Origin of the sequence: Microbacterium sp. PAMC22086 (genome assembly GCF_019443525.1) — a bacterium.
Taxonomy (GTDB): Bacteria; Actinomycetota; Actinomycetes; order Actinomycetales; family Microbacteriaceae; genus Microbacterium; species Microbacterium maritypicum.
In genome coordinates this window covers 3,080,168-3,091,182 of record NZ_CP080380.1, presented here as the reverse complement: position 1 = coordinate 3,091,182, position 11,015 = coordinate 3,080,168, and the positions used below count along the sequence as shown (strand labels likewise).

The window sequence follows — 11,015 nt, the reverse complement described above, 5'->3', positions numbered from 1 at the left end:
TCACGAGTCGAAGCTCAGACTCAGCTTGCGCAGCAGTCCCGCGAGGCGATCCCGATCCGAGCGGGAGAGGGCCTGCAGCAGATCCGCTTCCACGTCGACCAGACGCGTGATGGCGGCATCCACACGGATGCGGCCGTCGTCGGTGAGCGTCACCAGCACACTGCGGCCGTCACCGGGGTCTGCCTCGCGACGCACGAAGCGCCGTCCGACGAGACGGTCGATCCGGTTGGTCATGGTGCCGCTGGACACCAGTGTCTGCTGCAGCAGCTGCTTGGGGGAGAGCTGGAACGGCGCGCCGGCCCTGCGCAGCGCCGACAGCACATCCCACTCCCAGTGCTCCAGATCGCTGCGACGGAACACGTCACGGCGGGCGCGGTCGAGGTGTCGCGACAGACGATCCATCCGGGACAGGACCTCGAGGGGTGAGAAGTCGAGGTCGGGGCGCTGGGTGTTCCACGCGCCCACGATCCGGTCGACCTCATCCGCCTCGCTCATCCGCCCATTATCCCGTGTGCGAGTCGGCGATCACGGACGCCGCGGGCAGATCGAGTGTCATGAAGGTGCTGTACGGGTCGGCGGCGTAGCCCCCGAACGGTCCGCATTCACGGAAGCCGACTGCGTGGTACAGGGCCCGTGCCGGGGCGAAGAAGTCGGCACTCCCGGTCTCCAGGGAGATCCGACGGATGCCGCGGGCCTCGGCATCCGTCAGGAGGAAGCCGAGCATCGCACGTCCGAGGCCGCGCCCGCGCAGAGCGGGGTCGGTGCGCATCGACTTGATCTCCTCGTGTGTGTCCTCGACCGCCGCCAGCGCTCCGGTGGCCACGGGGCGGCCGTCGAGGTGACCGGCGAACAGCCGCACACCAGGGGCGAGCAGACGCTCGAACACCAGGGCGTGACGACTCTCCGCCGGTGCCGTGTGCTCCATCTCCGCATGATGGGCGACCAGGAACTCGGCGAGGGCGGGGCTCGCGGTCTCCACCCGTTCGATCACGATGCTCATCTCGTCAGCATCCCAGAGCCGTGTTTCGGCGGGATGACGAGCGGTGGTGTCAGCGGATGCGGGGCCGGAGCATGGCAGACTTGTCCCCGCGGCGCCCTCGGGGCGGCGCGGTCCGCCGTGGTGTAATGGCAGCACGACAGCCTTTGGAGCTGTTAGGTCTAGGTTCGAGTCCTGGCGGCGGAGCATGACTGGGAACAATCTCGCCATCATCGTCCTCGCCGCAGGCCAGGGCACCCGCATGAAGTCGCGCCTGCCGAAGGTGCTGCACCCGATCAGCGGTCGTCCGCTGGTGGGTCACGTCCTCACCACGGCGGGGCGGCTGCAGGCCGCGCACGTCGAGGTGGTCGTGCGACACGAGCGCGACCAGGTGGTCGCAGCTCTCCAGGCCGACTACCCGGATGCGGTGTTCGTCGACCAGGACGACATCCCCGGAACTGGACGTGCGGTGCAGGTGGCTGTGGATGCTCTCCCCCCCGACTTCGACGGCGACGTGCTCGTACTCTCGGGCGACTGCCCTCTGGCCGATGCCGACACCCTCTCCGCCTTCCTCGCGGAGCACCGCGCCTCGGGCGCTCCGGCCACGCTGATGACGGCGCTGGTCGACGATCCGACCGGCTACGGACGCGTCGTGCGCGATGCCGACGGCGGCGTCGATCGCATCGTGGAGCAGAAGGACGCCAACGCCGAAGAGGCCGCCGTCCGCGAGATCAACGCCGGGATGTACGTGTTCCGTGCCGCGACGCTTCGGGACTACCTGCCCAGGGTCGGCGTCGACAACGCTCAGGGCGAGATGTACCTGACCGACGTCCCCGGCCTGCTGCGCCGCGACGGCGACCGGGTGGCGGCATCGGTCGTCTCCGACATCTCGGTCACCTTCGGTGTCAACGACCGTGCTCAGCTGGCCGAGGTCGGTCGTCTGCTCAACCAGCGCATCGTGCGCCGCTGGCAGCTCGAGGGCGTCACCGTGATCGACCCGACCACCACCTGGATCGATGACGACGCGACGCTCGCGCCCGACGTCACGATCCTCCCGAACACGCAGATCCTGCGGGCCACGACGGTCGCCTCCGGCGCCGTCATCGGTCCGGACACGACTCTGGTCGACTGCGAGGTCGGCGAGGATGCGATCGTCCGCCGCACCGACGCCACTCTCGCGGTGATCGGCGCCGAGGCCACGGTGGGCCCGTTCTCGTTCCTCCGCCCCGGCACGGTCCTGGGCGCCAAGGGCAAGATCGGCGCCTACGTCGAGACCAAGAACGCCGAGATCGGCGAAGGCAGCAAGGTGCCCCACCTCTCGTACGTGGGCGACGCCACGATCGGGCGCGGCGTGAACCTCGGCGCGAGCACGATCACCGCCAACTACGACGACGTGAACAAGCACCGCACCGAGATCGGCGACGAGGTGCACACCGGGTCGCACACGGTGCTCGTCGCGCCCGTTAGGCTGGGAGCCGGTGCGAAGACCGGTGCAGGCGCCGTCGTCCGCAAGGACGTCCCCGCCGGCGCTCTGGCCATGAGCGTCGCGCCCCAGCGCAACATCGAGGGCTGGGTCGAGAAGAACAGAGCAGGGACGGGCGCGGCGGATGCTGCGTCCCGCGAGAATTCGGCGGAATAGGCGGACATGGCGCGCAAGAAGAAGACGGTCGATCTGGATCGCGACAACGGCGTGGCCCCCGGGATCATCGCCAAGACCAAGAAGCGGCTCGTCGTCGCCGGCGGTCGCTCGCACCCCGAGCTCACCGCAGCCGTCGCCGAGGCTCTCGGCACCGAGATCGCACCGGTGGAGCACCGCACGTTCGCATCGGGTGAGATCTACGCCCGCTTCGAGGTGTCGATCCGTGGCGTGGATCTCTTCCTCATCCAGACGTTCGGCGAACCGGTCAACGAGTGGCTCATGGAGACGCTCATCATGATCGACGCCGCCAAGCGCGCCTCGGCCAAGCGCATCACCGTCGTCGCGCCGTACTATCCGTATTCCCGTCAGGACAAGAAGGGCCGCGGCCGTGAGCCGATCAGTGCCCGACTCGTCGCCGATCTGCTGAAGACCGCAGGCGCCGACCGTGTCATGAGCGTCGACCTGCACGCGGCGCAGATCCAGGGGTTCTTCGACGGTCCCGTCGACCACCTGTTCGCCAAGCCCGTGCTCCTGGACTACTTCGAGCGCACCCTGTCGCCGGCCGACCGGGAGATCCTCACCGTCGTGTCGCCGGACATGGGCCGCGTGCGTGTCGCCGACACGTGGTCGGACAGCCTCGGCGCTCCGCTCGCGATCATCCACAAGCGCCGCGACCCGAAGGTCGCCAACCAGGTCTCCGTGCATGAGATCGTGGGTGCCGTCGACGGCCGCACCTGCCTGCTCGTCGACGACATGATCGACACCGGCGGAACGATCGTCAAGGCGGCCCAGGCGCTCAAGGCGAACGGCGCCCACCGCGTCATCGTGGCCGCCACGCACGCGATCTTCAGCGACCCGGCATCGGAGCGGCTGCAGGACTCGTCCATCGACGAGGTCGTCATCACCGACACGATCCCGCTCACCGAATCGCGTCGCTGGGACAACCTGACCATCCTCCCGATCGCCCCGCTGCTCGCACGCGCGATCCACGAGGTGTTCGAGGACGGCTCCGTGACGAGCATGTTCGGCGGCGACGCGTAACGCATCGTCACGGCACAGCCCGCGCATAGCCGCCGTGCTTACGGTCGAATGGTCGACGAGCGCGTCGGCCGACACCGAGCCGGGAGGACCACAATGATCCGCACGACCGTACCGACCTCTGTCCGCAAGGGAACCGCACTCCTCGGAATCGCGGGACTCTTCGTCCTCGCCGGATGCTCCGGAACCGCTGACGCCGAGACGCCGAACAGCACCGGCAGCACGCCCGATGCCGGTTCTTCCTCCTCGTCGTCCGGCGGCGATTCCACGGGGACCTACGCCGACGGCACCTACACGGCCGAGGGCTCGTACCAGACGCCGGAGACGGTCGAGGAGATCTCCGTCACCCTCACGCTCGCCGACGGCGTCGTGACCGACGTCGAGGTCACGGGAGACCCGCAGGCCCCCGAGAGCAAGCAGTACCAGGGGCAGTTCATCGCCGGGATCGCGGACGAGGTCGATGGCAAGGCGCTCGACGACCTGAACGTCAGCCGCGTGGCCGGCTCGTCGCTCACCAGTGGCGGTTTCAACAAGGCCGTCGAGTCGATCAAGGAGCAGGCCGCCTCCTAGGCGCCTGACCTCCCATGGCGAGCTGGCGCTTCGAGGCCATCGGAACGCACTGGGAGATCGAGACGACGGATGCGCTTCCGGAATCCGTGACGGCAGCGGTCTCCGCGGAGATCCAGCGCTTCGACCGCGAGTGGTCCCGGTTCCGCACGGACTCAGACGTCGTGCGCCTCGGTCGGGAGGGCGGCGCTCTGGCTTCCACCGATGCCGGGCCCATGCTCGACGCGTATCGCGCGCTCTCCGCCGCGACCGGAGGAGCCGTCAACCCGCTCGGCGCTGACAGCCTCGACGCGCTCGGATATGGCGCGGACTACTCTCTGACCGCGGGAGATCCGGTGCGCGCTCCCGATACCTGGGAGCAGCGTCTGTCCTGGACCGACACCGGGGTCACCGCATCCACCCCGGCCCTGCTCGATGTCGGCGCGCTCGGCAAAGGACGCCTCGTCGACCTCGTGACGGCGGTCCTGGCGGGCGTGCCCGGAGATCTCGTGGTCGACGCCGGCGGCGACATCCGAGTCCGCGGGTCCGGTGTGCGCATCGGCCTGGAGCATCCGTTCGACCCGACGAAGGCGATCGGGGTCGTCGAGGTGCAGGATCAGGCGCTGTGCGCCTCGGCGATCAACCGACGAGCGTGGGGGAGCGGACTGCATCACGTGCTCGACGCCCGTACCGGACTCCCGGTGCGCACCTGGGCCGCGACCTGGGCGTGGGCACCGGAGACGATGACGGCCGATGCGGTGGCGACGGCGCTCTTCTTCGACGGCGGCGACGAGATCGCGGCCGCCTGGGGCGTCGAGTGGGCGCGGATGAGTACCGACGGACGCGTACAGCGTTCGCCCGGGTGCCCGGCCGAACTGTTCCTCGCCGCGGGGGAGTCGTCCCCGGCAGCCCAGAACTAGGGAAGAGTGGAAACGTGATCACCTCATTCGCCGCCGCACGTCAGCGGGTCCTCGCGGTGCTGGGCTCGCTGTCGATGTACCGCCTCGTGCTGTTCGCGCTCGTCGCTCTCGCGGTCATCGCCTTCGTGCTCTCGCTGTTCGGCGTGATCGTCTCGCCCACCCCGCTCGAGCTCGTGGCGTCGTTCCTCGTGCTCGCGGTCGTCATCTCCGCCGTCGACGCCGCGGCGCAGCGCCTGCTCCGACTGCCCTGGCGCATCGAGTCGTCGTTGGTGACGGCGCTCATCCTGCTGTTCGTGCTCCGACCGGGCGTCGAGGCCGGCGCGCTGCTCGGTCTCGCGCTCGCCGGTGCGGTCGCGAGCGTCTCGAAGTACCTGATCGCCTGGCGTGGGCGTCACATCTTCAACCCTGCCGCGTTCGGCGCCGCCGTGGTCTCGATCCTCGGAGCGTTCGGTGCCTTCGAGTGGCTGGGCACGTCGTCGTCGTGGTGGGTCGGCACGCCGGTGCTCACGATTCCCGTGGCCGTGCTGGGCCTCGCGGTGCTGTGGCGCACCGAGAAGATCCGAGTGATCCTGGTGTTCCTCGCCGTCGCCGTGGCCACATCGGTCGTGCGGCAGGCCGTGCAAGCCGTGGAGTTCGACATCGCCTTCGACGTCGCGACGGCTCTGCAGTTCGCGCTGTTGCAGTCGCCGTTCCTGTTCCTCGGAGCGTTCATGCTGTCGGAGCCGCTCACCCTTCCGCCGCGCCGCCGGCAGCAGCTCGTGGTGGCTGCCGTCGTCGGGCTGCTCGCGGGGTGGCCGATCTCGGTGGCCGGTCTCTTCACGCTCGGTCAGGAGCGCGCCCTGCTGATCGGCAACCTGGTGGCGTTCGCCTTCGCCCTGCGCGGTTCGGTGCGGCTGGTGCTCGAACGGCGCGAGTTCGTGACCCCGACCGCCCAGGAGCTGACGTTCCGCGCCAAGGGCCGGGTGCGTTTCCTGCCGGGACAGTACCTCGAGCTCGACGTCCCGCATCACCGACCCGATGCCCGAGGGACCCGTCGGGAGTTCAGCATCGTGTCGGCGCCGGCCGATCTGCCGACGCTGCGCATCGCCTACAAGAACGGCGACCAGAAGCATCCCTCGAGCTACAAGCGTGCTCTCGCCGCGGCCGAGCCCGGTGCGACCTTCGCGGTGACCGGAACCTGGGGCGACTTCATCCTGCCCCGCGGTGAGCAGCCGGTGCTCATGGTCGCCGCCGGCATCGGGGTGACGCCCTTCGTGTCGCAATTGCGTCAGCTGCAGGCGACCGGGCAGCAGCGCGACGTGGTGCTCGTGTACGTCGCCTCCGACGCCTCCGAGCTCGCCTTCCGCGAGGAGCTGGCAGCGACCGGCGTGCGCACCGCCGTGTTCACCCGTGATGAGCCCGCCGACCTCCCGGCGCACTGGTCGTGGGCGCAGGGCGCGCGTCTGGATGCGGAGACCCTCGAGCGCACCGTCGCCGACCTGGCCGCGCGCCACGCCTTCATCTCCGGCCCGCCGCGGCTCATCGCCGACCTCGCCCCCGCCCTGCAGAAGGCGCGCAGCCTCACGACCGACGCCTTCGCCGGATACTGATCCGGGTCGCGGGCGCGACCCCTCACCCCCGTGTGCACGGTGCCCCCGTGCTCTCGCGTCCTTCCTCGTCCATCTGTCGGGAGCTCGGGCGAATGTCGGGTGATCCGACGGCGATTCGTCCGACATCCGCCCGGACTCCCGACGGGTAGACGGCACCTCTGTTCCTGCACAGTCGATGCGTGAATCGAATCTGCCCGTATATCCGGATGCTCGGCCCCCGCCACGAGCACGGGAGGTGCAGGATCGACGGATGCTCAGTGCCGCTTTCGTGACCGCCCGACACGGCGGAGTCGTCCGGGGCACCCTGCTCCAGAAGTATGGGATCACTCGTCGGATGCGCGCGGACGAGGTGCGTGTCGGCGCGCTTCAGCGCGTGAGACCTGGGGTGTTCGCCGTGCCGGAGGCGAATGTGCACCTCGTGGAAGCCGCACGACACGGCGGTGCGCTCACCTGTGCACATGCGCTGCGACTGCACGGCGTATGGTGTCTCTACGACGAAGGTCCCGTTCACGTGTGGCTCGGCGGGCGAGGTCGTGCTCACCACGACGAGTGCGAATGCGTGGGGCACTACGACGCGGGTCGCGCGGGCGTCGGACTCGCACCGCTCGAAGAGGTGCTCGTCCATGTTTACCGTTGCGGTGGTGACGAGGCGTTCTTCGCCGCGCTCGAGTCGTCGCTCACGCAGCGGCTGATCTCCGAGGCCGCACGCCGACGAATCCGGAGTCGACTGCCGGCTCGGGCGCACTGGCTCGTCGATCTGGCCAGATCGGATGCCGACAGCGGGCTCGAGTCGCTGCTGCGGCTGCGGCTGCATGTGCACGGGATCAGGCTGGATTGCCAGGTGACGATCCCGACCGTGGGGAGGGTCGACTTCGTGGTCGACGACAGGCTCATCCTCGAGGCCGACGGCAAGGGCAACCACGCGGGCTCTGCGCACCGCCACCGGGATCTGGTGAGGGATGCCGCGGCGTCGGCGCTGGGGTACGAGACGCTGCGATTCGACTATGCACAGATCGTGCATGCCTGGCCCACCGTCGAGGCTGCCGTGATCGCCGCCGTCGTGCGTTTGCGCGAGCGCGGCTGACGTGGGCGCTGGTCCCGGCCCGTCCCTCCCCTCGACCTCGACGCGTGCGCTTGTCGGGAGATCGTCCGGATGTCGGGAGGAAACAGCCCCCACACGCCGGTCCACGAGCAATCTCCCGACAGATGTGCAGGGAGTGCGGGTGTGCCGGGGAGCGGGGAGCGCGGGGTGTGCGGGTGTGCGGGTGTGGGGGTGTGGGGAGCGAGGAACGAGGGCGCGAGGCCCCGCGCGACTGTGCGGGGTTCTCACGCCTCCGCGGGGGCGTCGCCGGTCGTCGCCGGGTTCATGGGGATGCGGACGGTGAAGGTCGTGTCGCCGGGCTCGCTGGTCACGGTGATGAGGCCGTGGTGGCCCTCGACGATGGCCTTCGCGATCGCGAGTCCGAGGCCCGTGCCGCCGGTCTGCCGGGCCCGCGAGCTGTCACCGCGGGCGAAGCGGGCGAAGAGCTCGTCGCGGATGGCGGGGTCGATCCCTGGACCGTCGTCGTGCACGCGCAGCACCGCCTCCTGGCCTTCCTGAGCGACGCTCAGCGTGACGGTCGTGCCGGCGGGCGTGTGGGTGCGGGCGTTCGCGAGCAGGTTCGCGACGACCTGATGCATGCGTCCGGCGTCTCCCACGATCGTGACGGGCTCGTCCGGCACCTCAATGACCCAGTGGTGATCCGCGGCCGTCGGGCGGGCGTCCGAGAGTCCTTCGAGGGCGAGCTGGGCGAGATCGACCGTGCTGTAGACGAGTTCGCGGCCCTCGTCGAGGCGGGCCAGCAGCAGCAGATCCTCGACGAGGCGGGTCATGCGCAGCGACTGGGCCTGGATGCGCTCCAGAGACGACGTCGTGCTCTCGATGACCTCCGGGGCCTCCGCCTGTGAATCCGTCCGCCGCAGCGCCCGCAACGACAGCTCGGAGTAGCCGCGGATGGAGGCGAGCGGGGTGCGCAGCTCGTGGCTGGCGTCGGCGACGAAGCGCCGCATCCGCTCCTCGTTCTTCTGCCGTGAGGCGAGCGAGGTGTTCACGTGGTCGAGGAGCTTGTTCAGCGAGGCTCCGACGAGCCCGGTCTCGGTGCGGGGATCGGCTTCGTACGCGGGAACGCGCTCGGTGATCGTCACCTCGCCGCGGTCCAACTGCTGGTTGGCCACTCTGGTCGCCGTCAGCGCGACGGCACGGAGGGGACGCAGGCTCACGCGGATGGTGATCGCCGTGGTCAACGCGAGCAGGATCAGACCGCCGATCGTCGCCAGGGCGATCACGGTGAGCAGCTGCGTGAGCTGGTTCTGGATCTCGTCACGGGGGAGCCCGGTGACCACGATCAGCCCGTTGCTCGTCGGCAGCGCCATGACGCGGTAGGAGCCGAGGTCGGTGAGGGTGACGGTCGCGACCCGGGTATCCTTCAGCGACACCGCGATCTCGGCGAGCTGGGCGCCGGTCAGCGGATCGAGCGTTCCGGCGAATTCGTCGCCGTCCTCACTCTTCGCGACCACTCCGGAGAACCCTGTGACGGGACTGGAGACGACGAAGAGAACTCCGACCGGAGGTGCGGGGCTGCTCGCGAGCACGTTCTGCGCGGTCGCCGACGATGGAGTGACAGCCTGGGAGATGCGAACGAGCTGGTGGGCGTATTCGCTCAGCTTCTGGTCGAGCTGATCTTCCATCGTCTTTCCCAGCGTCGCGCTGGTGATCACGGCGACGATGATGAGGATCAGCGATACGAACCCGATCACGGCGGTCATCAGCCGTGTCTGCAGGCTCATCGGCCTTCTCATCATCGTCGCTGAGCTCACTGCGGGGCCTTGATCATGTAGCCGACGCCGCGCACGGTGTGCAGCAGCGGCGTGCGCCCGGCATCGATCTTCTTGCGCAGGTACGAGATGTACAGCTCGACGACCGACGACTTGCCGCCGAAGTCGTAACTCCACACCCGGTCGAGGATCTGCGCCTTCGACAGCACCCGGCGCTCGTTGCGCATCAGGTAGCGCAGCAGCTCGAACTCGGTCGCGGTGAGCTCGATCTCGGTGCCGTCTCGCACGACCTCGTGGCTGTCCTCGTTGAGGGTGAGGTCGGCGACGCGCAGGATCGACTGTCCGTCGTCGGCGGTGGCGTGGCCGGTGCGGCGGATGATCGCCCGCAGCCGTGCGATCACCTCCTCCAGGCTGAACGGCTTGGTGACGTAGTCGTCGCCTCCGGCGGTGAGACCGGCGACGCGATCGCCCACGGCGTCCTTCGCGGTGAGGAACAGCACGGGGACGAGGTTGCCGGACTCCCGCAGACGCTTGAGCACGGACATCCCGTCGAGGTCGGGCATCATGATGTCGAGCACGAGCGCATCGGGTTCGAACTCGCGCGCCACCTGGAGCGCTTCCATGCCGGACGAAGCGGTCCGCACTTCCCAGCCCTCCATGCGCAGTGCCATCGCGAGCAGGTCGGTCAGCATCTGCTCGTCGTCGACGGCGAGGATGCGCAGGGGGGAGCCGTCGGGGCGGCGCAGTTCGGGCAGGTCGCTGGTCATGTGCCTATTCTGCGGAATCTCCTATGCGATTTCTATGGAGAACGCTATGCGTTGTCTGGGAGATCCGCAGGAGCGCTCAGATCACGCGCTCGTCGGGGAGCGCGAGGAAGTCCAAACCGTCCTGCAGGGCGAGGCGGTCGGACAGCTCGCCGATAGGCCCGTCGAGATGACCGCAGGCTCGCACGCCGAGGCGCTTCGGGCCCGGCAGTGCGTGATACACCGCGAACTGTCCGCGCGGGTCGACGGCGGGATCGAGCACCGCCGCGCTGACGTGCACGGGCATGCGCAGGCGCCGTGCCGCGATCCCCACGCTCATCGCCACGGAGAACGTGGACATGGCGCTCGAGCCCCTCGGTCTCGACAGGGCGCAGCGCCGCACCAGGGTGGCCGAGGCGCTCGCACACGTCGGGCTCGACGACAGGGGCGACCACCTGCCCACCGAGCTCTCCGGAGGGCAGCAGCAGCACGTCGCGATCGCACGCGCCATCGTGAAGAGGCCGCGCGTTCTCCTCGCCGACGAGCCGACGGGCAATCTCGACGAGAGCATGCGCGACGAGATCCTGACGCTGCTCGAATCGCTGTGCGCCGAGGGGATCACGATCATCGTCGTGACGCACGATTCGGCGGTCGCGCGTCATGCGACACGGCGGCTGCGTCTGACGAAGGGCGTGGTGCAGGACATCACGAAGTAGGGGAGCGCGGAATCGTGGTGCGATGCACGAAGGG

General features: G+C 69.2%; 11 protein-coding genes, 1 tRNA gene and 1 pseudogene. 8 read left to right on the top strand and 5 right to left on the bottom strand.

Annotated elements, in window-relative coordinates; translation table 11 throughout:
- On the bottom strand, nt 1-495 hold the full coding sequence (locus KY497_RS15375) for a MarR family winged helix-turn-helix transcriptional regulator (protein ID WP_055870746.1): 495 nt from the start codon (nt 493-495) through the stop codon (nt 1-3).
- Between the two features lie 7 nt (nt 496-502).
- Nucleotides 503-1,000, bottom strand: a complete 498-nt coding sequence (locus KY497_RS15370; RefSeq protein WP_219869437.1) for a GNAT family N-acetyltransferase — start codon at nt 998-1,000, stop codon at nt 503-505.
- Between the two features lie 111 nt (nt 1,001-1,111).
- Between KY497_RS15370 and KY497_RS15365 the strand changes: the two genes are divergently transcribed.
- From KY497_RS15365 to KY497_RS15335, 7 genes are all read left to right on the top strand, one after another.
- Nucleotides 1,112-1,183, top strand: a tRNA-Gln gene (locus tag KY497_RS15365).
- Between the two features lies 1 nt (nt 1,184).
- Nucleotides 1,185-2,615: a bifunctional UDP-N-acetylglucosamine diphosphorylase/glucosamine-1-phosphate N-acetyltransferase GlmU gene (gene glmU / locus KY497_RS15360; protein ID WP_141386308.1), complete on the top strand. Its 1,431-nt coding sequence runs from the start codon at nt 1,185-1,187 to the stop codon at nt 2,613-2,615.
- A 6-nt stretch (nt 2,616-2,621) separates the two neighbouring features.
- Nucleotides 2,622-3,656 (top strand): ribose-phosphate diphosphokinase, encoded by a 1,035-nt coding sequence (locus KY497_RS15355; RefSeq protein ID WP_017828424.1) that lies wholly within the window; start codon nt 2,622-2,624, stop codon nt 3,654-3,656.
- Nucleotides 3,657-3,749: 93 nt separating this feature from the next.
- Nucleotides 3,750-4,223 carry an FMN-binding protein gene (locus KY497_RS15350; RefSeq protein ID WP_017828425.1) on the top strand — a complete coding sequence of 158 codons (474 nt, stop codon included), beginning with the start codon at nt 3,750-3,752 and terminating at the stop codon, nt 4,221-4,223.
- Between the two features lie 14 nt (nt 4,224-4,237).
- Complete coding sequence (locus KY497_RS15345; protein ID WP_219869436.1) at nt 4,238-5,119, top strand: FAD:protein FMN transferase; 882 nt, start codon at nt 4,238-4,240, stop codon at nt 5,117-5,119.
- A 14-nt stretch (nt 5,120-5,133) separates the two neighbouring features.
- Nucleotides 5,134-6,708, top strand: coding sequence for an FAD-dependent oxidoreductase (locus KY497_RS15340; protein WP_219869435.1), 1,575 nt, complete (start codon nt 5,134-5,136; stop codon nt 6,706-6,708).
- Nucleotides 6,709-6,958: 250 nt separating this feature from the next.
- Complete coding sequence (locus tag KY497_RS15335) at nt 6,959-7,792, top strand: endonuclease domain-containing protein (RefSeq protein WP_219869434.1); 834 nt, start codon at nt 6,959-6,961, stop codon at nt 7,790-7,792.
- 242 nt (nt 7,793-8,034) lie between these two features.
- On the opposite strand, the gene KY497_RS15330 is transcribed toward KY497_RS15335, so the two are convergent.
- The 3 genes from KY497_RS15330 to KY497_RS15320 all read right to left on the bottom strand — a co-directional run bounded on the left by KY497_RS15330 (nt 8,035) and on the right by KY497_RS15320 (nt 10,626).
- Entirely contained in the window at nt 8,035-9,534 is a 1,500-nt protein-coding gene (locus tag KY497_RS15330) for a cell wall metabolism sensor histidine kinase WalK (protein WP_219869433.1), read from the bottom strand.
- A 26-nt stretch (nt 9,535-9,560) separates the two neighbouring features.
- Nucleotides 9,561-10,289, bottom strand: a complete 729-nt coding sequence (locus tag KY497_RS15325) for a response regulator transcription factor (protein ID WP_017828429.1) — start codon at nt 10,287-10,289, stop codon at nt 9,561-9,563.
- A 76-nt stretch (nt 10,290-10,365) separates the two neighbouring features.
- Complete coding sequence (locus KY497_RS15320; protein WP_167497392.1) at nt 10,366-10,626, bottom strand: hypothetical protein; 261 nt, start codon at nt 10,624-10,626, stop codon at nt 10,366-10,368.
- On the opposite strand from KY497_RS15320, the pseudogene KY497_RS15315 reads away from it, so the two are divergent.
- Nucleotides 10,592-10,981: pseudogene (locus KY497_RS15315) on the top strand (ABC transporter ATP-binding protein); the annotation flags it as partial. The gene KY497_RS15320 and the pseudogene KY497_RS15315 sit on opposite strands and share 35 nt — an antisense overlap.
- Between the last annotated feature and the right edge of the window lie 34 nt (nt 10,982-11,015).

Bases quoted from the DNA above. Each gene is read 5' to 3' on its own strand.
- KY497_RS15375 (WP_055870746.1), bottom strand. From the start codon at position 495: ATGAGCGAGGCGGATGAGGTCGACCGGATCGTGGGCGCGTGGAACACC.
- KY497_RS15370 (WP_219869437.1), bottom strand. From the start codon at position 1,000: ATGAGCATCGTGATCGAACGGGTGGAGACCGCGAGCCCCGCCCTCGCC.
- glmU (WP_141386308.1), top strand. From the start codon at position 1,185: ATGACTGGGAACAATCTCGCCATCATCGTCCTCGCCGCAGGCCAGGGC.
- KY497_RS15355 (WP_017828424.1), top strand. From the start codon at position 2,622: ATGGCGCGCAAGAAGAAGACGGTCGATCTGGATCGCGACAACGGCGTG.
- KY497_RS15350 (WP_017828425.1), top strand. From the start codon at position 3,750: ATGATCCGCACGACCGTACCGACCTCTGTCCGCAAGGGAACCGCACTC.
- KY497_RS15345 (WP_219869436.1), top strand. From the start codon at position 4,238: ATGGCGAGCTGGCGCTTCGAGGCCATCGGAACGCACTGGGAGATCGAG.
- KY497_RS15335 (WP_219869434.1), top strand. From the start codon at position 6,959: ATGCTCAGTGCCGCTTTCGTGACCGCCCGACACGGCGGAGTCGTCCGG.
- KY497_RS15330 (WP_219869433.1), bottom strand. From the start codon at position 9,534: ATGAGCCTGCAGACACGGCTGATGACCGCCGTGATCGGGTTCGTATCG.
- KY497_RS15325 (WP_017828429.1), bottom strand. From the start codon at position 10,289: ATGACCAGCGACCTGCCCGAACTGCGCCGCCCCGACGGCTCCCCCCTG.
- KY497_RS15320 (WP_167497392.1), bottom strand. From the start codon at position 10,626: ATGTCCACGTTCTCCGTGGCGATGAGCGTGGGGATCGCGGCACGGCGC.